The sequence below is a fragment of the Leclercia sp. EC_58 genome (genome assembly GCF_019584355.1).
Classification (GTDB): domain Bacteria; phylum Pseudomonadota; class Gammaproteobacteria; order Enterobacterales; family Enterobacteriaceae; genus Enterobacter.
Window position 1 is genome coordinate 3580309 of the sequence record NZ_VDAM01000001.1, and the last position, 22225, is coordinate 3602533.

Consider the following 22225-nt stretch of genomic DNA (forward strand, 5'->3'; position numbering starts at 1 on the left):
CTCCGCTACTGAAGGCGTGGTGCGTAACGGCAAAAGCACTGCCGGACATCAGCGCTATCTCTGCTCTCATTGCCGTAAAACATGGCAACTACAGTTCACTTACACCGCCTCTCAGCCCGGTACGCACCAGAAAATCATTGATATGGCCATGAATGGCGTCGGATGTCGCGCCAGTGCACGCATTATGGGCGTTGGCCTCAACACGGTTTTACGTCACTTAAAAAACTCAGGCCGCAGTCGGTAACCTCGCGCATACAACCGGGCAGTGATGTGATTGTCTGCGCTGAAATGGACGAACAGTGGGGCTACGTCGGTGCTAAATCACGTCAGCGCTGGCTGTTTTACGCGTATGACAGGATACGGAGGACGGTTGTGGCGCACGTCTTCGGTGAACGCACTCTGGCCACACTGGAGCGTCTTCTGAGCCTGCTGTCGGCCTTTGAGGTCGTGGTATGGATGACGGATGGCTGGCCGCTGTACGAATCACGCCTGAAGGGAAAGCTGCACGTTATCAGCAAGCGTTACACTCAGCGCATTGAGCGACATAACCTGAATCTGAGACAACATCTGGCAAGGCTGGGACGGAAGTCACTGTCGTTCTCAAAATCGGTGGAGCTGCATGACAAGGTCATCGGGCATTATCTGAACATAAAACACTATCAGTAAGTTGGAGTCATTACCTACGCACCACGCCTTCAGTAGCGGAGCAGGAAGGACATCTGATGGAAATGGAAGCCACGCAAGCACCTTAAAATCACCATCATACACTAAATCAGTAAGTTGGCAGCATTACCGAAATTGCCGATGTCAAAGCGATCAGAGAGCAGCTCAACGTCTCCCAGGCAGAAATGGCAAAAGCGCTGGGCACCAGCGTGGATACCATCAAAAGCTGGGAATCCAGAAGACGTAACCCCACCGGCCTGGCAGCCAAAGTGCTGGCCACGATCCAGGCGAACCCGGCATTCTTTTACGAACTGGCCGCGCATTAACAGGTCGTGTTGGGGATGCCAACAGCGACAGGTAAAATAAAAAGCCCCAGCGACAACGTGCCGGGGCTTTTAGGGTGCCACTAAATTAACCCTTAACATCCTTCAATCTACACAAAGATGGCCTCACGCAGGATTAGGGAGTTTGCCGCTCAGCGGGCCGACTTCGGCCGCAGATTCTCGTCAAACACCAGCCGCTTGCGATCCGGTTCCACCTCGTGCAACGGCTCCACCTGATGCATCGTCTGTTTGCAGCGCTCCACCAGCGTCTGGTACTCGCGGGTGCCCTGCTTTTTCCACGCCATCTCCTGCTCGCTCAACACGCGGATCGCTTTGGCCGGGCTGCCGATAATCAGATGGTCGGCTGGCATTTCCGCTTTCGCTTTCACAAATGCCGCCGCGCCGACGATGCTGTTCTCGCCAATCACAGCGCCATCCATGATCACCGCATTCATCCCCACCAGCGCATTGCGGCGGATCACGCAGCCGTGCAGAATGGCGCCGTGCCCGATATGTCCCTCTTCTTCAACCACCGTGTCCTGCTCGGGGAAGCCGTGCATGATGCAGTTATCCTGAATATTGGCCCCATCTTTCACCACGATACGGCCAAAATCCCCACGCAGGCTGGCGTTGGGGCCCACGTAGACGCCCTTACCGAGGATCACGTCGCCAATCAGGACCGCTGTGGGGTGGACATAACTCTCCTGTGGAACAACCGGTGTCAGACCATCAATTTGATATACAGGCACATAACCTCCGTTACGCGGGCGTCAGGCCGCCGAAGCGCTGCCAGTAGGAGGAGCCGGGCGACGGCAGTTCGCCGACCGAGGTCTCCCCTTTCTCACTGACAAACGCCAGCGCACCCGGCGCGACGCGCTGATAAATGTTAATGCACAGCTGGCGGGCCGTCTGGCCTGCCCAGTGCGACGGGAGTAACTCTTCCGGCAGGAGCGGATCCTTAAGCACCACCCGGCGATAAAAATGGATCAGCAAGAGCTGGATATGGAAACAGCGCGCCGGCGTCAGCTCCTCCGGCGTGGCCTCCCGCAGCAGGGGCAGCAGTGGCCGGAACGAGTCGATAAAGGTTTCATACATCAGGTTCTGCTCGCTGAGCTGCCAGCACTCCTCCACCCGGGCGCGCAGCGCGGCGCGGGAGAGCGCCAGCGGCGAATGCGCCTCAAAGCAGATGACGTTTTCCGCCACGCCCGCTTCATGCAACAGGGTCTGTACGTCTGCCAGCTGTTGCGACGGCGAGGCCATCAGGCTCGGCGCCAGGGTGCCGAAGCCCTGCCAGATCAGCTGCTTTTTCACATCCGCCAGCGTGGTTTTGTCCATCCCTTCAGAGAGCAGCAGCAGCCATTTGCCGTCCCAGGCCGGTAGCTCTGCGCGATAAATTTTGGTTTCGGCCCGGCGGGTTAAACGCAGCCCTTTATCGCTCAGGCGGTAGAAGCTGCGCCTGCCGATGCGAACCACATCCAGCCAGCCCTCTTTATTAAGACGAAACAGCGCGGTACGCACGAAGCGCTCGCCGAATCCCATCCCCTCCAGCAGGGCCGCCAGGCTTCCCAGCCAGACTTCACCGCCGCGATGGGACAGGGCATCACCGTACAGGGAGGAGATCAGCGAGGTGCCGCTGACGGGAACGGAGCTGACAGCGTGCTGGATAAAGGCGTCGAGTTTACTCATGTGATTCATTCTGTTGTGATTATTTTCGCGGATGAATCATAGCATAGCGCTAAAAGCGCGACCCTCCCTAATACGCAGAGGGTCGCGGACAGCCTTAGCTGTTGGCAGCGGCCTTACGCAGATCGAAGACGCGACAGGCTTTGCCTTCGGAACGTGGAATGCTGCCGCAGTTGACGATCGTCACGTCGGTAGAGATCCCCACCATCGACTTAATGCGGTGGCGCAGCTGGTGGCAGACGTTGCAACGCTGCTCGTGGGTCAGGGTTAAGCTGATTTCTCTCAGCTCCACCTTCACCGAAAGTGAATCAAGATGGCCCCGACGGTTCACCTCCAGCTGATAGTGCGGCGACAGGTGCTCAAACTTGACGATCTCCTCTTCCAGCTGGGACGGGAAAACGTTGACGCCGCGGATAATCAGCATATCGTCGCTGCGGCCGCTGATCCTGTCCATGCGGCGCATGGTGCGGGCGGTGCCCGGCAGCAGGCGGGTCAGGTCGCGGGTGCGGTAGCGGATCACCGGCAGCGCCTCTTTGGTGAGGGTAGTGAAGAGCAGTTCCCCCTGCTCGCCATCGGCCAGCGGCGTGCCGTCGTTCGGGTTGACGATCTCCGGGTAGAAGTGATCTTCCCAGATGGTCGGGCCGTCGGCGGTTTCGATGCACTCCATCGCCACCCCCGGCCCCATCACTTCGGAGAGCCCATAGATATCCAGAGCGGTAATGCCGAGGCGTTTTTCAATTTCCCGGCGCATCGCCAGGGTCCAGGGCTCGGCGCCAAAAACGCCCACGCGCAGGGAGCACTGGCTGGCATCGCCGCCCATCTGGCGCTCAAGCTCTTCGATCAGGTTGAGGCAGTAAGAGGGGGTCACCATGATCATGTCCGGCTGAAAATCGCGGATCAGCTGGGCCTGTTTCTCGGTCTGGCCGCCGGACATCGGGATCACCGTGGCGCCTAAACGCTCGGCACCGTAGTGGGCGCCCAGCCCGCCGGTAAACAGGCCATAGCCGTAGGCGACATGAATTTTGTCCCTGGCACTGCCCCCCGCGGCGCGCAGGGAGCGGGCCACAATGTTGGCCCAGTTATCAATGTCGTTTTGCGTGTAGCCGACCACGGTGGGTTTACCGGTGGTACCGGAGGAGGCATGAATACGCACTACCTGCTCCATCGGCACCGCAAAGGTGTCGAACGGATAGTTATCGCGCAGATCCTGCTTGGTGGTACAGGGGAACTTGCGGATATCCGCTAACTCTTTGAAATCGTCAGGATGCACGCCTGCCGCATCAAACTTGCGTTTGTACATCGGCACATTTTCATAGGCGTGCTTTAAGGTCCACTTCATGCGCTCGGTTTGCAGGGCCTGCAGCTCATCAAGGGAGGCGGTTTCGATGGGTTCAAGATGCGTTGCCGTCGAGGTTGCAGTTGACGTTGCGGTTGTCGCTGTATTTGTCATTGTCGTTGTCATCGTAGGGTACTCGCATTTTATAATTGTTCAGACACGCTCAAGGATCATGGCAATGCCCTGACCGACACCAATACACATCGTACAAAGCGCATAGCGCCCTTTACGACGATGCAGCTCATTGCTGGCGGCCAGCGCCAGGCGGGCCCCGCTCATACCCAGCGGATGGCCTAAGGCAATTGCCCCGCCGTTGGGGTTAACGTGCGGCGCATCGTCCGGCAGCCCCAGCTCGCGCAGCACGCCCAGCGCCTGGGAGGCGAAGGCTTCATTCAGTTCGATCACGTCCATGTCGTTGATGCTCAGCCCGGCGCGCTCCAGCACACGACGGGTGGCAGGCACCGGGCCCAGCCCCATCAGACGCGGCTCAACGCCGGCGGTGGCCATCGCCACGATGCGGGTACGCGGGGTCAGGCCCTGGGCTGCCGCCATCTTCTCGCTGGCGACAATCAGCGCCGCAGCACCATCGTTGACGCCGGAAGCGTTGCCTGCGGTGACCACGCCGCCCGCCCGGAAGGGGGCTTTCAGCCCGGCCAGCATTTCGAGGGTGGTGTCCGGGCGCAGATGCTCGTCATGGACCACTTCGGTGACCGCCCCTTTTTTGCCTTTAATAACGACCGGCACGATCTCCTGGGCCAGAATGCCGCTGGCCTGGGCCTGAGCGGTGCGCTGCTGGCTGCGCAGGGCGAAGGCATCCTGATCCTCACGGGAAATCTTTAACAATTCCGCTACATTCTCTGCCGTTTCCGGCATGCTGTCAGAACCAAATTGCTGCGCCATGAGCGGGTTCACAAAACGCCAGCCGATGGTGGTATCGAAAATTTCATTCTGGCGCTGGAAGGCGCTGGTCGCTTTGCCCATCACGAAAGGCGCACGGGACATCGACTCCACACCACCGGCGATCATCAGGTCGCCATCACCAGCGCGGATGGCGCGGGCGGCAAAGCCCAGCGCATCCAGACCGGAACCACAAAGGCGGTTCAGGGTGGTGCCGGATACCGTCTGCGGCAGCCCGGCCAGCAGCAGGGACATGCGCGCCACGTTACGGTTGTCTTCCCCCGCCTGGTTCGCGCAGCCAAAGATCACATCGTCGATGCGCTCCGCATCCAGACCCGGGTTACGCGCCAGCAGTTCACGCAAGGGGATGGCGCCCAGGTCGTCCGCGCGCACACCGGACAGCGCACCGGCATAGCGACCGATTGGGGTTCTGATCCCGTCACAGATAAAGGCGTCACGCATCATGCTTCTCCTGTCACAGTGCCGCCGATGCGGTGGGATTTCCCACGGAACAGGGCAACCGTTTTCTGTTGTTGATTAACGATTTCAATGTCATATACGCCGGTCTGTTTCCCCTGATGACGCACCTGCGCCGTGGCGGTGAGCTTATCGTGGGCAAAGGCCGGACGGACAAAATCGATGGTGCAGCCCGAGGCCACCGCCGCCAGCCCCTGGCTGTTGCAGGCGTAGGCGAAAGCGGTGTCGGCGAGGGTGAATAGCTGTCCGCCATGGCAGCTCTTGTGGCCGTTGAGCATCTGCGGCGTGACGGTCATGGTCAACACGGCGACGCCGTCATCCATCTCAATAATGTCGATGCCATAGGCCTGGGCGCAGGCATCGTTTTCATACATGGCGCGGGCGTTGCGCCAGGCGTTATGACTCATAGCTACTCTCCAGAAGCGCGCGCTGGCGCAGCAGGGATGAAGGACGGTAACGCTCTTCGCCGTAATGGCGTTGCAGGTTTTCCAGCAGGCACAGCAGACGCTGCCAGCCAAGCTGTTCTCCCCAGGCCAGCGGGCCGCGCGGGTAGTTCACCCCGAGGCGCATGGCGGTATCGATATCCTGTTCGCTGGCGACCCCTTTTTGCAGGGCGTCGAGGGCTTCGTTGACGATCATCGCCACCGTGCGCCAGATGAGCAGGCCGGGATAATCCGCCACCTGCAATACGCGCTTGCCCTGCTGCTGGAAGTGGCGCACCGCTTTCAGTGTCGCGGCTGTCGGGTTGCTGGCCGCAGCGGCAATCACCGCCACGTCGCGCTCCTGTCTGTCGAACACCACCACCGGCTGGCCGTAACGGTTCGCCAGCGCCTGGGCGGTCTCGCCCTGGGTTTCAATCAGCAGTACGCCGTCGATTTCAGTGACACCGTCACTTTTTTTCTGCTGATGCGTGACACTGTAACTATCGTCCACCTCTGCCAGCCAGTTAACGGCAGGCTTTTCGTTACGCCAGTTGTAGACCCCCTGCCCGCTCTTCTTGCCAAGGCGTCCGCCCAGCACCAGCTCCTGCTGCACCAGCGACGGCAGGAACCGGCGCTCCTGCCAGAAAGCGTTAAATACCGAGCAGGTCACGGCGAAGTTGACGTCCTGGCCGATCATGTCGGTCAGCTCCAGCGGCCCCATTGGGAACCCGGCCCCCTCACGCAGCGCCGCATCGATGACTTCCGGGGCGGCCACCTGCTCTTCCAGCGCCCGCCAGGCTTCGGCATAGTACGGACGCGCCACGCGGTTAACGATAAAGCCCGGCGTGGACTGGCAGCGCACCGGCTGTTTGCCCCAGCGCGTCGCCAGCTCGCTCAGCTGTTCGACCACTTCCCCGGAAGTCGCCAGGCCGCTTACCACTTCCACCAGCTTCATCACCGGGGCCGGGTTAAAGAAGTGCAGCCCCGCCACGCGCTCAGGATGGTGCAGGTCGGCGGCAATCGCCGTAATGGAAATGGACGAGGTGTTGCTGGTCAACAGCGTGTTAGCCGGGCAGATCTCCGCCAGCTCGGCAAAGAGCGCCTTTTTAACGGCCATTTGCTCAGAGGCGGCTTCAATCACCAGGTCGGCCTTCGCCAGTGCGTGGATGTCGGTAACGGGCACCAGGCGCTGGAGCGTCTGTTCGGCGTCATGGGCGGCGAGCTTGCCGCGCGCCACGCGAGATTCGAGACGGCTGCGAATGGCGTCAATGGCGCGGGAGATGGCGTCGGCATTGATGTCATACACCAGCACCGGGTGGCCGTGGCTCGCCGCCACTTCGGCGATCCCGGCTCCCATGATGCCGCTGCCAATCACCGCCACGGTATGAATTGTCGTCATCTTATTTCCCCGTAAACTGCGGCGCGCGTTTGTTGAGGAAGGCGCTGACCCCTTCCCGGTAGTCGGCGCTGCGCCCGGCCAGGCGCTGATAGTCGCGCTCCAGATCCAGTTGCGCGTCCAGGGTGTTGGTTTCGGCGGCATTGATCGCCTGCTTGATCAGCCCCAGGCCAAAGGTCGGCTGGGAGGCGAGATGCACGGCCAGCTGGCGGGCGGTGTCGGTCAGTTCCGCGTCATCCACGACCTGCCAGATCATGCCCCAGGCGTGTGCCTGCTCAGCGCTGATCTTCTCCCCCAGCAGCGCCAGGCCCATCGCCCGGGCGCGCCCGGTCAGACGCGGCAGCAGCCAGGTGCCGCCGGAATCCGGCACCAGACCGAGCTTGCTGAAGGCCATCACAAAGTTCACCGAACGGGCGGCGATAACGATGTCGCAGCCCAGCGCCAGGGTCGCCCCCGCTCCGGCGGCCACGCCGTTCACCGCGCAGATCACCGGCTTGGGCAGTTTTGCCAGACGGCGTACCAGCGGGTTGTAAAATTTCTCTACCGACATACCGAGATCCGGCGCGGGGCTGTTCGGGTCAACGTTACGGTCGTTGAGATCCTGTCCGGCACAGAAACCGCGTCCGGCACCGGTAATCAGCAGACAACGCACGCTCTCATCGCGCTCGGCCTGGGTCAGACATGCCGCCAGCTGCTGATGCATCTCCTCATTGAAGCTGTTGAGCCGATCCGGGCGGTTCAGGGTAAGGGTCATGACCCCCTGCTCAACGTGACTCAGAATAAAATCCATGGTTAGCGTCCTTTAAATTCAGGGGTGCGTTTTTGCAGGAAGGCGTCGATCCCTTCCCGGCGATCCTCGGTGGCGGCCAGCAGGGTGAAGAGCTGACGCTCCTGGGCCAGCCCGGCGGTGAGGGCCACCTCCTGAGACTGCCGTAACGCCTGCTTCGCCGCCTGCAACGCCAGCGGGGAGTGACGCGCCATCAGTGCCGCCTGTTTGAGAGCATATTCCAGGGTCAGGGCTTCGGGATGTACATCGCTCACCAACCCGGCCGCCAGCGCCTGACGGGCGGTGATGCTTTCCCCGGTCAGCACCATTTTGCTGGCAAGGGATTTGCCGACGCTGCGGATCAGCCTTTGCGTGCCGCCCGCGCCCGGCATAATGCCTAAGGTGATTTCCGGCAGGCCGAAGCGGGCGTTTTCCCCGGCGATCGTCACATCGCACAGCAGTGCCAGCTCGCAGCCAGCGCCCAGCGCATAGCCATTGACGGCGGCGATAAGCGGCTTATTAAAGGCGTTGATGCGCGCCCACAGCTGCGGGCGTATGTCGTTGAGGGTGGCGGCCAGATCTTTTTCCGCCATCTCATTCAGATCGGCTCCGGCGGCAAAGAAGCGTTCGTTGCCGGTAATCACGCACACCGAAATCTCGCTATCTGCGGCAGCGGCTTCCAGGGTGGACGCCAGTTCGCTCAGCAGGCCATTGTTCAGGGCGTTACGGGCCGCCGGGCGATTGAGGGTCAGGAGCAATACCCGACCGTGACGGGTGACAATCAGGTCGCTCATGCCATCCCCTTCGCATCAAAGTCCACCACCACCTCGCTGGTCAGCGGCAGGGCCTGGCAGCTCAGCACGTAGCCTGCCGCCAGTTCATCCGGCTCCAGGCTGTAGTTGGTCACCATATCCACCTTGCCGCGCACCACCTTGCATTTGCAGGTGGCGCAGACCCCGCCTTTACAGGCGTAAGGCAGGTCCGCCCCCTGGCGCAGCGCGGCATCGAGAATGCTTTCGTCTTCAGCGGTGAGGGTGATCTCGCGGTCGCGCCCATCCTGGCGTACCGTCACTTTTTGCCCCCCGGTCTGTACCGTATGGGTGCGTTTGATGGTTGTGCCCGGCGTGTTGAAGCGCTCAAGATGCAGCGCTTTCTCCGGCATCCCCAGCGCCTTAAGCGTCTGTTCGGCCTGGTCCATCATCGCCGCCGGGCCGCAGATAAAGGCTTCATCAAACTGGCTGAAGTCGATGAGGTGTTTGGCCAGCGCCTGCAGTTTTTCGCCGTCGATGCGCCCGTGCAGCAGCTCGCTGTCCAGGGTCTCCTGGCTGAAGATGTTGACCACCTGCAGGCGGGTCGGATAGCTGTCTTTCAGATCGGCCAGCGCCTGGCGAAACATCATGCTCTGGCTGCTGCGGTTGCCGTAGATGAGGGTGAACTGGCTTTTCGGTTCGGTTTTAAGGGTGCTGGAGATGATCGCCAGCATCGGGGTGATGCCGGAACCGGCGGCAATCGCCAGATAGCAGCCTTCACGTTCGGCCAGCGGCTGATAGCCAAAATGCCCCTGCGGCACCATCACTTCCAGCGCCATCCCCTGCTTGATCTCATCCCGGGCATAGCGCGAGAAGCGCCCGCCGTCGATGGCTTTTACCGCCACGCTGATTTCGCCCGGCTGAACGCTGCGGCAGATGGAGTAGCAGCGGCGCAGCTCTTCGCCCGCTAAATGGGCTTTCAGCGTCAGATGCTGGCCCGGACGGAAGCGATACGCCTCCTGCAAAGCCTGGGGAACCGCGAAGGTAATGGTCACCGCATCGCGGGTTTCGGGTTCCACTTTTGCCACCGTTAAGGAATGAAACGTTGTCATGGCGACCTCAGATACATTTGAAATAGTCGAAGGGTTCGCGGCAGCTGTCGCAGCGCCAGAGCGCTTTGCAGGCCGTGGAACCAAATTCACTGATAAGCGTAGTGCGGGTACTGGCGCAGCGCGGACAGGTCACTTCAGCCGGCAGATGCGCATGGCAGCTGTGACCGGTCGGAGGGCTGATGCCGTACTGGCGCAGGCGCTCCCGGGCGTCCGGGGTCATCCAGTCGGTGGTCCATGCCGGGTCGAGCTGGATGGTGATCTGCACCGGGCCATAGCCGTGGGCGGTCAGGGTGTCGCGGATCGCCCCCATCAGATGATCGGTGGCCGGACAGCCGGAATAGGTCGGCGTAAAACCGATGGCCCAGCCCTCATCCTGCGGCGTCACGCTGCGCACCATCCCTAAGTCGGTAATGGTCAGCACCGGGATCTCCGGGTCCGGGATCTGGCTTAACAGAGACCAGATCTGCGGGACGGCGGCGGGGGTGAGTTCGACGGCGTGTTGCATGGCGCTCTCCTGCGTTACCACTGCTGGCCGGGATAGACGCGCTGCAGATACTGCATCTCTGCCAGCATCGGCCCCAGATGTTCGGTGTGCAGCCCTTTACGGCCACCGGTGCGGTAGGCGGACTCGCCCGGCACGCTCAGCGTCGCCTCGTTCAGCCCGGCGAAGACTTCCGCTTCCCACGCGTCGCGCAGGCTGCGCGGATCGACGGCGATACCTTCGGCAGCCAACGTCAGGTCAATTTCGTCCGCCTCGAACAGCTCAGCGGTGAAACGCCACAGGTCATTGACCGCCTGCTGCATTTTTTGCGCAGAGATCTCCGTGCCGTTGCCCAGGCGTTCCAGCCAGCCGCGGCTGAAGCGCAGGTGGTAGCGGGCTTCTTTGATGGATTTGGCGGCGATGGCGGCAAGCTGCCCGTCGCGGCTCTGGGTCAAACGGGTAAAGAGCGCCACGTGCCAGGCGTCGATAAAGTACTGACGGGCGATGGTGTCGGCGAAGTTGCCGTTGGGCTGCTCCACCAGCAGCAGGTTGCTGAACTGGCGCTCGTCGCGCTGGAAGGCCAGCGTGTCTTCGTCGCCCTCGCCTTCCAGCTCGGCGGCGTAGGTTAAGAAGTTGCGCGCCTGGCCCAGCAGGTCAAGACCGATATTGGCCAGCGCGAGGTCAATCTCCAGCTCCGGGGCGTGACCACACCACGCCCCCAGACGCTGGGAGAGCACCAGCCCGTTATCACCCAGGCGCAGAACATATTGCGTTAACGTTTTCATCCCCAACCTCACATGTGCTCAATGCCATCAGGGATGGTGTATAAGGTCGGATGGCGGTAGACCTTGCTCTCCGCCGGGTCGAAAAACTCACCACGCTCTTCCGGCTGAGAGGCGACAATTTCGCTCGCCTTCACCACCCAGATGGAACAGCCTTCATTACGGCGGGTGTAGGCGTCGCGCGCGTTTTCCAGCGCCATACGGTCATCGGCGGCATGCAGGCTGCCCACGTGACGGTGGGATAACCCCTGCTTGCTGCGGACAAAGACTTCGTACAACGGCCAGTATGTTTTGCTCATCTTGATTCCCCTTATGCGACCTTGCGGGCGTGTTGTTTTTCTGCGTGCGCCAGTGCGGCTTCGCGCACCCACGCCCCCTCTTCCCAGGCTCTGTTTTTTGCAGCCAGACGTTCGTGATTGCAGACGCCGCGGCCGTTGATGACGTCGTCAAACTCCTGCCAGTCGATCTCGCCAAAACGGTAGTGGCCGGTTTCGGCATCGAACTGCAGATCCGCATCCGGGACGGTCATTCCCAGCATTTCCACCTGCGGCACGGTGTTGTCGACAAAGCGCTGGCGCAGCTCGTCATTGCCAAAACGTTTGATCTTCCAGGCCAGGCTGCGGGCGCTGTTCGGCGAGTTGTCGTCGTTCGGGCCAAACATCATTAGCGCTGGCCACCAGAAGCGGTTGATGGCGTCCTGCAACATCTGGCGCTGGGCTTCGCTGCCCTGGGCCAGGGCCATGCAGGCCTCAAAGCCCTGACGCTGGTGGAAGCTCTCTTCTTTACAGATTTTCACCATCGCCCGGGCATAAGGGCCGTAGGAGGTCCGGCACAGCGCCACCTGGTTAACGATGGCCGCGCCATCCACCAGCCAGCCGATCACGCCGATATCCGCCCAGCTCAGGGTCGGGTAGTTGAAGATGGAGGAGTATTTCATCTTGCCGTCGAGCATCTTCTGGTAGATGTCTTCCCGGGCGCAGCCCAACGTTTCCGCCGCGCTATAGAGGTAGAGCCCGTGCCCGGCTTCGTCCTGCACTTTCGCCAGCAGGATGGCCTTACGGCGCAGCGTCGGGGCGCGGGTGATCCAGTTCCCTTCCGGCAGCATGCCGACAATTTCGGAGTGCGCATGCTGACCAATCTGGCGGATCAGCGTTTTACGGTACGCGTCAGGCATCCAGTCCTGCGGCTCGATGGCCGTCTCTTGCGCGATGCGCTGCTCAAAGCGTTGTTCTTCCGTCACGTCATCACCCTTTCGATTCGTTTAACTGCTAAATATCATTCAATGATGAATCACTTTGTTTTATAAAAGTTACACAAAGGTTAATGAATAACCCAAGAATCGTTTATTCGTTTTGTGATGAGGTTCGCAAGAGATTTCCACACCCCAGATACGACGCGGCCTGCGTAAGTTAAGAAGATTAAGCGAGATCACAATGTTAATAAAACATTAACAAGTCGCTTGCTTTTTATGATTCACAAACGAACTATTTATAGTGAAATCACGAACCATCTGGAGAGAAAGATGCAGCAGTTAGCCAGCTTCTTGTCCGGTACCTGGCAGTCTGGCCGGGGCCGTGAGCGCACCATTCAACACGCCATCAGCGGTGAATCCCTCTGGTCCGTTACCAGCGAAGGGCTGGATATGGCCGCCGCACGTCGCTACGCCATTGAGAAAGGCGGCGAAGCGCTTCATGCCATGACCTTTATCGAACGCGCCGCCATGCTGAAAGCGGTGGCAAAACATCTGCTGAGCCAGAAAGAGACCTTTTATGCGCTGTCGGCGCAAACCGGGGCGACCCGCGCCGATAGCTGGGTGGATATCGAGGGCGGGATCGGCACGCTGTTCACCTTCGCCAGTCTGGGCAGCCGCGAGCTGCCGGACGATACCCTGTGGCTGGAAGATGAGCTGATCCCGCTCTCAAAAGAAGGCGGTTTTGCCGCGCGTCACGTCCTGACCTCGAAGTCCGGCGTCGCCGTGCACATCAATGCGTTCAACTTCCCCTGCTGGGGAATGCTGGAAAAGCTGGCCCCGACCTGGCTGGCTGGGATGCCTGCTATTATTAAACCGGCCACCGCCACCGCCCAGGTGACTCAGGCGATGGTAAAAGCGATCGTCGACAGCGGCCTGGTGCCGGAGGGCGCCATCAGCCTGATCTGCGGCGGCGCGGGAAATCTGCTCGACCAGCTCGACAGCCAGGACGTGGTGACCTTTACCGGCTCCGCCGACACTGGCCAGAAGCTGCGCGTCCATCCGAACATTGTCGCAAAATCGATTCCCTTCACCATGGAAGCGGACTCCCTGAACTGCTGCGTGCTGGGGGATGACGTCACCCCGGAGCAGCCGGAGTTTGCGCTGTTTATCCGCGAAGTGGTGCGGGAGATGACCGCTAAAGCCGGGCAGAAATGTACAGCGATCCGCCGCATCATCGTTCCGCAGGCGCAGGTGAAGGCCGTCAGCCAGGCGCTGATCGCCCGGCTGGAAAAAGTGGCTGTCGGCGACCCGGCTCAGGAAGGGATCAAAATGGGCTCGCTGGTCAACGCCGAGCAGCGTGCTGACGTGCAGGAGAAAGTGGATGCTTTAGTCACGGCAGGCTGCCAGATTCGTCTGGGCGGGAAAGCCGACCTGAACGCTGCCGGGGCCTTCTTCCCGCCGACGCTGCTGTTTTGCCCGCAGCCGGATGAAACCCCTGCCGTACACGCCACCGAAGCCTTTGGCCCGGTGGCGACCCTGATGCCGTATCAGGATCGCGAGCACGCGATGGCCCTCGCCCGCGCCGGGGAAGGCAGTCTCGCCGGGACGCTGGTCACCGCCGATCTGCGCCTGGCGCGTCAGTTTATCGCTGGCGCCGCCCGCGCCCACGGCCGTATCCAGATCCTCAACGAAGAGTCGGCCAAAGAGTCCACCGGCCACGGCTCCCCGCTGCCGCAGCTGGTGCATGGCGGCCCGGGCCGCGCCGGGGGTGGTGAGGAGCTGGGCGGTCTGCGGGCGGTAAAACACTACCTGCAACGCACCGCCATCCAGGGCAGTCCGAGCATGCTGGCCGCCATCAGCCAACAGTGGGTTCGCGGTGCCCAGGTTCAGGAGGATCGCATTCATCCGTTCCGCAAATACTTCGAGGAGCTGCAGCCTGGCGATAGCTTGCTGACCCCACGCCGCACCCTGACCGAGACCGACATCGTCAACTTTGCCTGCCTGAGCGGGGATCATTTCTACGCCCACATGGACAAGATTGGTGCGGCGGAGTCGATTTTTGGCGAACGCGTGGTGCACGGCTACTTCCTGATCTCCGCGGCGGCGGGTCTGTTCGTCGATGCGGGCGTCGGGCCGGTGATTGCCAACTACGGTATGGAGAACCTGCGCTTTATCGAGCCGGTGAAGCCGGGCGACACCATCCAGGTGCGGCTGACCTGTAAGCGCAAGACGCTGAAGAAACAGCGCACGGCGGAAGAGAAACCGACCGGCGTGGTGGAATGGGCGGTTGAGATTTTCAACCAGCACCAGCAGCCGGTGGCGCTCTACTCGATCCTGACCCTCGTCTCCCGTCAGCGCGGAGATTTTGACGCCTGATCCCCCTCCATCCGGGTAACGTCGCGCACGTTACCCGGCTTCTGGCACATCTGACAAAACATCTGGCAAATGCAGGCAAACGGTACTTAACGCGTTATTGCTATGTTGGCAATGAATAAACCGCGCGCAGAACAGCGGTCCCGAGTGGATAACAACACATACAACAGAGGTTAATCATGGGAAGCTCCTCCATTTTTTCTCCACGTAAAACGGCGCTGGCGTTGGCCGTTGCCTGTCTCTTTTCCGGCCAGGTGCTGGCGCACGGTGGTGCAGCACATATGGTCGAAATGGATAAAACCCTGACCGAGTTTGGCGCTGATGTGAAATGGGACGACTACGCCCAGATGTTCACCATCAGCAAAGACGGGGCCTTCATCAAAGTGAAGCCGGGCGCCACGACCGCTATGGTCAACGGCAAACCGCTGACCCTACAGGCGCCGGTGGTGATGAAAGACAATAAGGCCTGGATCGCCGATACCTTTGTTAACGATGTGTTCCAGTCCGGCCTTGACCAGACCTTCCAGGTGGAGAAAACCCCGCACCCGCTGAACGCCCTCTCCGCGGATGAGATCAAAGAGGCCGTCAAGATTGTGAAAGCCTCGCCGGACTTTAAACCGAATACCCGCTTCACGCAGATCGCGCTGGCCGAGCCGGACAAAGCCAAAGTGTGGGATTTCGTGCTGAACGGCACGGCGGTGGATGCGCCGCGTCAGGCCAATATCACCCTGCTGGACGGCAAATTTATCGTTGAAGCGCTGGTAGATCTGCAGGACAAAAAAATCCTGCACTGGGAGCCGATCAAAGACGCCCACGGCATGGTACTGCTGGATGACTTTATGGCGGTGCAGAAGATCGTCACCGGCAGCCCGGAGTATGCCGAGGCGCTGAAAAAACGCGGCATCAACGACCCGGCAAAGGTGATGACCACCCCGCTGACGGTCGGCTACTTTGACGGTAAGGATGGTCTGAAGCAGGAAGATCGCCTGCTGAAAGTGGTGAGCTACCTGGATACCGGCGATGGCAACTACTGGGCGCACCCGATTGAGAACCTGGTGGCGGTGGTCGACCTGATCGAGAAGAAGATCGTCAAAATTGAAGAAGGCGCTGTCGTGCCGGTGCCGATGCAGTCCCGCCCGTATGATGGCCGCGACCGCGAACCGGTGGTGCACAAACCGCTGGAGATTGTGGAGCCGGAAGGCAAGAACTACACCATTACCGGCAATATGATCCACTGGCAGAACTGGGATTTCCACCTGAGCCTCGACTCCCGCGTCGGGCCGATCATCTCCACCGTCACCTTTAACGACAACGGCAAAAAACGCCAGGTGATGTACGAGGGATCGCTGGGCGGGATGATCGTTCCTTACGGCGACCCGGACGTGGGCTGGTACTTCAAAGCCTATCTGGATTCCGGCGACTACGGCATGGGCACCCTCACCTCGCCGCTGGTGCGCGGTAAAGATGTGCCCTCCAACGCCGTGCTGCTGAATCAGACCATCCCGGACTACACCGGTGCGCCGATGGAGATCCCGCGGGCGATGGCGATTTTTGAACGCTACGCCGGGCCGGAGTATAAGCACCAGGAGATGAATCAGCCGAACGTCAGCACCGAACGCCGCGAGCTGGTGGTGCGCTGGATCAGCACCGTGGGCAACTATGACTACATCTTCGACTGGATCTTCCACGAAAACGGCACCATCGGCATCGATGCCGGGGCGACCGGTATCGAAGCGGTGAAAGGCGTGATGGCGAAAACCATGCATGACCCGAGCGCGAAAGAGGATACGAAGTACGGCACCCTGATTGACCACAACATTGTCGGCACCACCCACCAGCACATCTATAACTTCCGTCTGGATCTGGATGTGGATGGCACCAACAACAGCCTGGTGGCGATGGATCCGGAGGTAAAACCGAACACCGCAGGCGGCCCGCGCACCAGTACCATGCAGGTTAACCAGTACAACATCGACAGCGAGCAGCAGGCGGCACAGAAATTTGACCCGGGCACCATTCGTCTGCTGAGCAACACCAGCAAAGAGAACCGCATGGGCAACCCGATCTCTTACCAGATCATCCCTTATGCGGGCGGTACGCACCCGGTGGCAACCGGCGCGAAATTCGCTCCGGATGAGTGGATCTATCACCGCCTGAGCTTTATGGATAAACAGTTGTGGGTGACCCGCTACCATCCGAACGAGATGTACCCGGAGGGCAAATTCCCGAACCGTTCCTCCCATGACCAGGGGCTGGGCCAGTTCAGCAAGGATAACGAGTCGCTGAATAACCAGGATAACGTGGTGTGGATCACCACCGGTACCACCCACGTGGCCCGCGCCGAAGAGTGGCCGATTATGCCAACCGAGTGGGTGCATGCCCTGCTCAAACCGTGGAACTTCTTCGACGAGACGCCGTCGCTGGGCAAGAAGAAAGAGGGGCAGTGATAAACAGCCGGGCATATTGCCCGGCTTTTTATTGTCTGTGCGGTTTGTTGTCGGGTGGCGGCTGCGCCTTACCCGACCTACGGGACCGTAGGCCCGTGCAAGCGCAGCGCCGCCGGGCATTGTCGGGTGGCGCTGCGCTTACCTGACCTAAACAGCCATTCAATTTAGTTTAAGTAGTTTATTTTCTGAACAGCTTTCCTTGCTTATAGTTAATCATACCCATGCCGTCCGGGTTGCCTTTCTTAAAACGTTTTTTATGGACATCACGCGAAGTTCTCCCTTACGTCGTTGTATGAACATTGAGAGGTTTTTAGGATGAGATTCAACTTGATAGCAAGAAGTCTTGCGCTTGCAGGCGTTTTTATTTCTGCTGGCACCCCTGCATTTGCCGCAGAAGCGCCAAAAGAGACCGCCGCCGCCACTCAGCAAGCCAATAATGCCCTCTTCAGCCAGCTGCCCTTCTCCGACAATGCCGATTTCACCGATGCCCATAGAGGCTTTATCGCCGCGCTTCCCACCGAGGTGATCAGAGGCGAACAGGGCAATGTGGTCTGGGATCCGCAGCAGTACGCCTTTATTAAAGAGGGCGATAAAGCGCCGGATACCGTCAACCCCAGCCTGTGGCGTCAGGCGCAGCTGATTAATATTAGCGGCCTGTTTGAGGTCACGGATGGGGTCTATCAAATCCGTAACCTCGATCTGTCGAACATGACCATTATCGAAGGAGCGACCGGTATCACCGTGGTCGACCCGCTGGTCTCTGCTGAAACGGCAAAAGTCGGGATGGATCTCTACTACAAAAACCGCGGGCAGAAACCGGTGGTGGCGGTGATCTACACCCACAGCCACGTTGACCACTACGGCGGCGTGCGCGGCGTGGTGGATGAGGCTGATGTCAAAGCCGGGAAAGTCAAAATCTACGCCCCGGCCGGCTTTATGGAAGCCGCCGTGGCAGAAAACATTATGGCCGGGAACGTGATGAGCCGCCGCGCCAGCTATATGTACGGCAACCTGCTGAAACCGGATCCTAAAGGTCAGGTGGGCGCCGGGCTTGGCACCACAACCTCCGCCGGGACCGTAACCCTGCTTGCGCCGACCAATATCATCGAAAAAGATGGCCAGAAGGAGACCATCGACGGCCTGACCTATGACTTTATGCTGGCACCAGGCTCGGAAGCGCCGTCAGAAATGCTCTGGTACATCGAAGAGAAAAAACTGATCGAATCCGCCGAGGATGTCACCCACACCCTGCATAACACCTACTCCCTGCGCGGGGCGAAGATCCGCGAGCCGCTGCCGTGGTCAAAATATATCAACGAAGCCATTGTACGTTGGGGTGATAAAGCCGAAGTGCTGATGGCTCAGCACCACTGGCCGACCTGGGGTAATGAAAACGTCAATAAACTGCTGAAGAGCCAGCGTGACCTGTACCGTTACATTAACGACCAGACCCTGCGCATGGCGAACCAGGGCATGACCCGGGACGAAATCGCGGCGAACTTCAAGCTGCCGGATTCGCTGGCGCACACCTGGGCCAACCGGGGCTACTACGGGTCGGTAAGTCACGACGTGAAGGCCACCTACGTGCTCTATCTCGGCTGGTTCGACGGCAACCCGGCGACCCTGGATGAGCTGCCGCCGGAAGAGGCTGCGAAGAAATATGTAGACTACATGGGCGGCGCCGACGCCATTCTACAGAAGGCCAAAACTGACTTCGACCAGGGTAACTATCGCTGGGTGGCGCAGGTGGTGAGCAAGGTGGTGTTTGCCGATCCGAACAACCAGGCGGCCCGTAATCTGGAAGCGGATGCGCTTGAGCAGTTAGGCTATCAGGCGGAGTCGGGCCCATGGCGTAACTTCTATCTTACCGGTGCGCAGGAGCTGCGTAACGGCGTAGTGAAAGGGCCGACCCCGAACACCGCCAGTCCGGATACGGTGCGGGCGATGACCCCGGAAATGTTCTTCGACTATCTGGCGGTGCACATTAACGGTGAAAAAGCCGGGACCGCGAAATCGGTGTTCAACATCGACCTCGGCAGCGACGGCGGCAAGTACAAGCTCGAGCTGGAAAACGGGGTGCTGAACCACACCGCTAATGCCGAAGCGACCGACGCCGACGCCACTATCACCCTGAGCCGCGACACGCTGAATAAAATCATCCTCAAGGAGACCACCCTGAAACAGGCTGAGGAGAGTGGCGCGGTGAAGGTTACCGGTGACGGAGCAAAACTTGATACCATGCTGGGCTATATGGATAAATTTGAGTTCTGGTTCAATATTGTTACACCGTAAACCCACCAACCTGCGGGCGGAGCCTTTCGCCCGCAGGGATATGGTCACCCGCGGGCTGACTCTTAGCATGCCGTGGCTGGCGCTCGTCAACATCGGCTTTGCGCTGATGGTGTTATTGCGTAACGGGCTGTTCGACGGCATTGACGCGCTGTATCAGGTGAACGCCTTCAGCGCCCGGATGATCGATTGGCTGATGCTGGCGGTCATCGTTCTGTTTAGCCTCTCCCTGCTGCTGGTCTGGCAAAAAAAACGCGGCCTGAGCCTGCTGTTGCTGCTGGCAGGCCTGATCTGGGCCTGCTGCGCCGTCTGGTTTATCGCCCACCTGAAACTGCCCTTCGCCTGGCCGCTCTGCACCACCCTGCTCCTGACGGCGCTGGCAGGGCTCTATTTTTTCCCGGTTGGGCTGATGAGCTATGCGCTGCCGCTGTGGGCGGCGATGCCGGTTGCTAGCCTGGTGCTGAACCAGGGCATCAGCCTGCGTTTCGTCGTGGTGTGGCTTATTTTCACAGTGGTGCTGATTTACGGGCGGTTTATTTTAGTACGTTGGTTTGATGAGGCCTGGCTGCGCCATCAACAGAACCAGGCGCTGATTGCCCGGCTGGATGCCCTTGCGCACAAGGATCCGCTCACCGACACCGCTAATCGCCGGGCGATGGAGACAGTGCTGGAAAACGCGGTCAAACAGGGGAACGATTTTGCGCTGATTATGCTCGATGTCGATGAGTTCAAACGCTACAACGATCGTTACGGACACCAGGCCGGGGATGAGTGTCTGGCGGCGGTGGCGCAGGCGCTGAAACAGGTGGTGCGCAGCCCGGACGATGTGGTCTCACGCTACGGTGGCGAGGAGTTTCTGCTGATCCTGTTTGATGCGACGGAAAAAGTGGCGGAACAGGTGGCGGCGCGCATTCAGGAGCGCCTGCGCGCTGCGGCTATTCCGCATGCTGCCTCAACGGTCAGCGACAGCGTCACGGTGAGCATGGGGATCGCCTGGATGACCGTCGGTCAAACGGCCAGCGAGGTGATTGCCCAGGCCGACGCCGCGCTCTACCGGGCAAAAAATGCAGGACGAAATCGCTGGTCCTGCTAAGGGTGCGGTTTTGTTGGCACGGTGCGGTCTGATGTCGGGTGGCGGCTGCGCCTTACCCGACCTACGGTACGGTGCGGCAAACCGACCAGACCGTAGGCCCGTGCAAGCGCAGCGCCGCCGGGCGTCAGTAGCGCACGCACACCGATTTGGTTTCGCACCAGCCATCCAGCCAGTCCGGACCGAAATCACGGCCTGTGCCGGACTGCTTCATCCCGCCAAACGGCAGGTTGGCGTCGATCAGGGTATGGCTGTTCACCCACACGGTGCCCGCCTGCAGGCGGTCGGTGTACTCCAGCGCTTTACTGATGTTTTGCGTCCAGACGCTGGCGGTCAGGCCATATTCGGTATCGTTCGCCAGGCGCAGCGCCTCTTCGCCGTCAGCGACGCGCACCAGGTTGACCACCGGACCAAACACCTCTTCGTGGGTCAGACGCAGGCTGGCGTCCGGGTTCACCACCAGCGTCGGTGACACGTAGTAACCCTGATCGTTCGGGCCGCGGTTGCCGGTGATTAGCTCCGCCTGGCGCGACTGCGCTTCATCGAGGAAGGTCTGCACTTTGTCGCAGTGGGCGCGGGAAACCAGCGGGTTGATGTGCGCCTCCTGGGACATCCCCGGCCCGACGCTCAGGGATTTCACCGCCTGCTCAAAACCACTCACCACGGTATCAAACAGCGGCGCTTCAATGTAAATACGCGAGCTGGCGGCGCACACCTGGCCCTGGTTCAGGAAGCTGCCGGTCATCAGGCCTTCGATCACCCATGCCGGATCGGCATCTTTCAGAACAATTGCCGGGTTTTTACCGCCCAGCTCCAGCGTCACCCCCATCAGGCGATCGGCGGCGGCGCGCGCAATCTGTTTCCCGGTGGCGGTCGAGCCGGTAAAGCTCACCTTGGCGATATGCGGATGGTTGGTCAACGCGGCGCCACACACCGCCCCGCTGCCGGTCACCACGTTAAAGACGCCGTCCGGGATCCCGGCCTCGGTTGCCAGTTCCGCCACGCGCAGCAGGGTCAGGGGCGTGGTTTCCGACGGTTTGATCACGATAGAGCATCCTGCCGCCAGGGCGGGCATCACTTTCCACATGCCAATCAGCAGCGGGAAGTTCCACGGCACGATCCCGGCCACCACGCCAATCGGCTCTTTGCGCGTCCACGCCTGATAGCGCGCTCCCTGCGGCATCGGAATGGAGAGGTCCAGCGTCTTACCGGCGATTTTAGTGGTCAGCCCCGCGGTGTAGCGCATCCAGTTCAGAGTGCAGCCCACTTCAAAGGCGCGGGAGATGTTAATGGATTTACCCTGCTCCAGGGTTTCGAGCTGGGCCAGCTCCTCGGTATGCTGCTCCACCAGATCGGCGAAGCGCAGCAGAATACGTTCGCGCTCAGCCGGCAGTTTGCCGGACCAGCTGCGGGCGACAAAGGCACGCCAGCCGGACATCACCGCGCGGTCGACATCCTGCGCGCTGGCATCGGCGGTCGAGGCAATCACCTGCCCGGTTGCCGGGTTAAAGATATCCAGACGCTTTTCGCTGTCGGAGGCGGACGGTTGTCCCTCGATCCAGAGGCCATGTTGGCGATCCAGAAATTGCTGCACGCTGTGCAGTACTGCGACCTGTGTATCAGACATAGCGATTCCTTATTATTCGCAGGGTGTCATCGCAGTCTAAGATGGGTTTGCGCAGTGCGCTTTTATCTCTGTGACATTCGCTTTGTCGGCTGTGACAGGCTCCGCAAAACGCGACAATAA

Annotated in this window: 21 protein-coding genes; 6 read left to right on the top strand and 15 right to left on the bottom strand. The window is 60.3% G+C overall.

Annotation, left to right across the window (positions count from 1 at the left end; all coding sequences use genetic code 11):
- A protein-coding gene (locus FHC51_RS17535; RefSeq protein ID WP_252402700.1) for an IS1-like element IS1X2 family transposase occupies positions 1-666 on the top strand; the annotation gives its coding sequence in 2 pieces (ribosomal slippage) (positions 1-218 and positions 218-666; 667 coding nt annotated over the 2 pieces). This gene is flagged as partial in the annotation.
- 10 nt (positions 667-676) lie between these two features.
- Here the strand turns inward: FHC51_RS17535 and FHC51_RS23290 are convergent.
- On the bottom strand, positions 677-739 hold the full coding sequence (locus tag FHC51_RS23290) for an IS1 family transposase (RefSeq protein ID WP_220436722.1): 63 nt from the start codon (positions 737-739) through the stop codon (positions 677-679).
- 49 nt (positions 740-788) lie between these two features.
- On the opposite strand from FHC51_RS23290, the gene nadS reads away from it, so the two are divergent.
- Positions 789-989, top strand: a complete 201-nt coding sequence (gene nadS / locus FHC51_RS17545; protein ID WP_220436723.1) for a NadS family protein — start codon at positions 789-791, stop codon at positions 987-989.
- A gap of 149 nt (positions 990-1138) precedes the next feature.
- Here nadS and paaY read toward each other — a convergent pair whose 3' ends face one another.
- From paaY to paaA, 13 genes are all read right to left on the bottom strand, one after another.
- On the bottom strand, positions 1139-1735 hold the full coding sequence (paaY, locus tag FHC51_RS17550) for a phenylacetic acid degradation protein PaaY (protein WP_103822156.1): 597 nt from the start codon (positions 1733-1735) through the stop codon (positions 1139-1141).
- 10 nt (positions 1736-1745) lie between these two features.
- Positions 1746-2681 carry a phenylacetic acid degradation operon negative regulatory protein PaaX gene (paaX, locus tag FHC51_RS17555; RefSeq protein ID WP_103179802.1) on the bottom strand — a complete coding sequence of 312 codons (936 nt, stop codon included), beginning with the start codon at positions 2679-2681 and terminating at the stop codon, positions 1746-1748.
- 85 nt (positions 2682-2766) lie between these two features.
- Positions 2767-4119, bottom strand: coding sequence for a phenylacetate--CoA ligase PaaK (paaK, locus tag FHC51_RS17560; RefSeq protein WP_220436218.1), 1353 nt, complete (start codon positions 4117-4119; stop codon positions 2767-2769).
- 39 nt (positions 4120-4158) lie between these two features.
- Positions 4159-5364 (bottom strand): 3-oxoadipyl-CoA thiolase, encoded by a 1206-nt coding sequence (pcaF, locus tag FHC51_RS17565; RefSeq protein ID WP_103822158.1) that lies wholly within the window; start codon positions 5362-5364, stop codon positions 4159-4161.
- The gene (gene paaI / locus FHC51_RS17570) at positions 5364-5786 is read right to left on the bottom strand and encodes a hydroxyphenylacetyl-CoA thioesterase PaaI (RefSeq protein ID WP_114314799.1); all 423 of its coding nucleotides are present in this window, start codon (positions 5784-5786) and stop codon (positions 5364-5366) included. Before paaI ends, pcaF begins: the two co-directional genes overlap by 1 nt.
- Positions 5776-7200: a 3-hydroxyacyl-CoA dehydrogenase PaaH gene (gene paaH / locus FHC51_RS17575; protein ID WP_220436219.1), complete on the bottom strand. Its 1425-nt coding sequence runs from the start codon at positions 7198-7200 to the stop codon at positions 5776-5778. The genes paaI and paaH overlap by 11 nt, the downstream gene beginning before the upstream one ends.
- 1 nt (position 7201) lies before the next feature.
- Positions 7202-7987 carry a 2-(1,2-epoxy-1,2-dihydrophenyl)acetyl-CoA isomerase PaaG gene (paaG, locus tag FHC51_RS17580; protein ID WP_220436220.1) on the bottom strand — a complete coding sequence of 262 codons (786 nt, stop codon included), beginning with the start codon at positions 7985-7987 and terminating at the stop codon, positions 7202-7204.
- 2 nt (positions 7988-7989) lie between these two features.
- On the bottom strand, positions 7990-8757 hold the full coding sequence (paaF, locus tag FHC51_RS17585; protein ID WP_220436221.1) for a 2,3-dehydroadipyl-CoA hydratase PaaF: 768 nt from the start codon (positions 8755-8757) through the stop codon (positions 7990-7992).
- Positions 8754-9824 (bottom strand): 1,2-phenylacetyl-CoA epoxidase subunit PaaE, encoded by a 1071-nt coding sequence (gene paaE / locus FHC51_RS17590; protein ID WP_220436222.1) that lies wholly within the window; start codon positions 9822-9824, stop codon positions 8754-8756. Before paaE ends, paaF begins: the two co-directional genes overlap by 4 nt.
- Before the next feature lie 7 nt (positions 9825-9831).
- Complete coding sequence (gene paaD, locus FHC51_RS17595) at positions 9832-10329, bottom strand: 1,2-phenylacetyl-CoA epoxidase subunit PaaD (RefSeq protein ID WP_220436223.1); 498 nt, start codon at positions 10327-10329, stop codon at positions 9832-9834.
- Positions 10330-10343: 14 nt separating this feature from the next.
- Positions 10344-11090 (bottom strand): 1,2-phenylacetyl-CoA epoxidase subunit PaaC, encoded by a 747-nt coding sequence (paaC, locus tag FHC51_RS17600; RefSeq protein ID WP_220436224.1) that lies wholly within the window; start codon positions 11088-11090, stop codon positions 10344-10346.
- Positions 11091-11098: 8 nt separating this feature from the next.
- Complete coding sequence (gene paaB, locus FHC51_RS17605) at positions 11099-11386, bottom strand: 1,2-phenylacetyl-CoA epoxidase subunit PaaB (RefSeq protein WP_220436225.1); 288 nt, start codon at positions 11384-11386, stop codon at positions 11099-11101.
- 11 nt (positions 11387-11397) lie between these two features.
- Positions 11398-12327, bottom strand: coding sequence for a 1,2-phenylacetyl-CoA epoxidase subunit PaaA (gene paaA, locus FHC51_RS17610; protein ID WP_220436226.1), 930 nt, complete (start codon positions 12325-12327; stop codon positions 11398-11400).
- A 282-nt stretch (positions 12328-12609) separates the two neighbouring features.
- Here paaA and paaZ point away from each other — a divergent pair, with 282 nt between their 5' ends.
- The 4 genes from paaZ (at position 12610) to FHC51_RS17630 (ending at position 20481) form a co-directional block, all read left to right on the top strand.
- Entirely contained in the window at positions 12610-14655 is a 2046-nt protein-coding gene (paaZ, locus tag FHC51_RS17615) for a phenylacetic acid degradation bifunctional protein PaaZ (protein ID WP_220436227.1), read from the top strand.
- A gap of 176 nt (positions 14656-14831) precedes the next feature.
- The gene (gene tynA / locus FHC51_RS17620) at positions 14832-17099 is read left to right on the top strand and encodes a primary-amine oxidase (protein WP_220436228.1); all 2268 of its coding nucleotides are present in this window, start codon (positions 14832-14834) and stop codon (positions 17097-17099) included.
- A gap of 315 nt (positions 17100-17414) precedes the next feature.
- The gene (locus FHC51_RS17625; protein ID WP_220436229.1) at positions 17415-19391 is read left to right on the top strand and encodes an alkyl/aryl-sulfatase; all 1977 of its coding nucleotides are present in this window, start codon (positions 17415-17417) and stop codon (positions 19389-19391) included.
- Between the two features lie 40 nt (positions 19392-19431).
- A complete protein-coding gene (locus FHC51_RS17630) occupies positions 19432-20481 on the top strand; it encodes a GGDEF domain-containing protein (RefSeq protein WP_220436724.1) in 1050 nt (349 codons plus the stop codon).
- A 124-nt stretch (positions 20482-20605) separates the two neighbouring features.
- Here the strand turns inward: FHC51_RS17630 and FHC51_RS17635 are convergent, their stop codons facing one another.
- A complete protein-coding gene (locus FHC51_RS17635; RefSeq protein WP_220436230.1) occupies positions 20606-22105 on the bottom strand; it encodes an aldehyde dehydrogenase family protein in 1500 nt (499 codons plus the stop codon).
- Positions 22106-22225: the final 120 nt, after the last annotated feature.

Bases quoted from the DNA above. Each gene is read 5' to 3' on its own strand.
- paaC (WP_220436224.1), bottom strand. From the start codon at position 11,090: ATGAAAACGTTAACGCAATATGTTCTGCGCCTGGGTGATAACGGGCTG.
- FHC51_RS17630 (WP_220436724.1), top strand. From the start codon at position 19,432: ATGGTCACCCGCGGGCTGACTCTTAGCATGCCGTGGCTGGCGCTCGTC.
- pcaF (WP_103822158.1), bottom strand. From the start codon at position 5,364: ATGCGTGACGCCTTTATCTGTGACGGGATCAGAACCCCAATCGGTCGC.
- paaZ (WP_220436227.1), top strand. From the start codon at position 12,610: ATGCAGCAGTTAGCCAGCTTCTTGTCCGGTACCTGGCAGTCTGGCCGG.
- paaI (WP_114314799.1), bottom strand. From the start codon at position 5,786: ATGAGTCATAACGCCTGGCGCAACGCCCGCGCCATGTATGAAAACGAT.
- paaB (WP_220436225.1), bottom strand. From the start codon at position 11,386: ATGAGCAAAACATACTGGCCGTTGTACGAAGTCTTTGTCCGCAGCAAG.
- paaF (WP_220436221.1), bottom strand. From the start codon at position 8,757: ATGAGCGACCTGATTGTCACCCGTCACGGTCGGGTATTGCTCCTGACC.
- tynA (WP_220436228.1), top strand. From the start codon at position 14,832: ATGGGAAGCTCCTCCATTTTTTCTCCACGTAAAACGGCGCTGGCGTTG.
- FHC51_RS17635 (WP_220436230.1), bottom strand. From the start codon at position 22,105: ATGTCTGATACACAGGTCGCAGTACTGCACAGCGTGCAGCAATTTCTG.
- paaX (WP_103179802.1), bottom strand. From the start codon at position 2,681: ATGAATCACATGAGTAAACTCGACGCCTTTATCCAGCACGCTGTCAGC.
- FHC51_RS17625 (WP_220436229.1), top strand. From the start codon at position 17,415: ATGAGATTCAACTTGATAGCAAGAAGTCTTGCGCTTGCAGGCGTTTTT.
- paaE (WP_220436222.1), bottom strand. From the start codon at position 9,824: ATGACAACGTTTCATTCCTTAACGGTGGCAAAAGTGGAACCCGAAACC.
- paaK (WP_220436218.1), bottom strand. From the start codon at position 4,119: ATGACAAATACAGCGACAACCGCAACGTCAACTGCAACCTCGACGGCA.
- paaG (WP_220436220.1), bottom strand. From the start codon at position 7,987: ATGGATTTTATTCTGAGTCACGTTGAGCAGGGGGTCATGACCCTTACC.
- paaH (WP_220436219.1), bottom strand. From the start codon at position 7,200: ATGACGACAATTCATACCGTGGCGGTGATTGGCAGCGGCATCATGGGA.
- paaD (WP_220436223.1), bottom strand. From the start codon at position 10,329: ATGCAACACGCCGTCGAACTCACCCCCGCCGCCGTCCCGCAGATCTGG.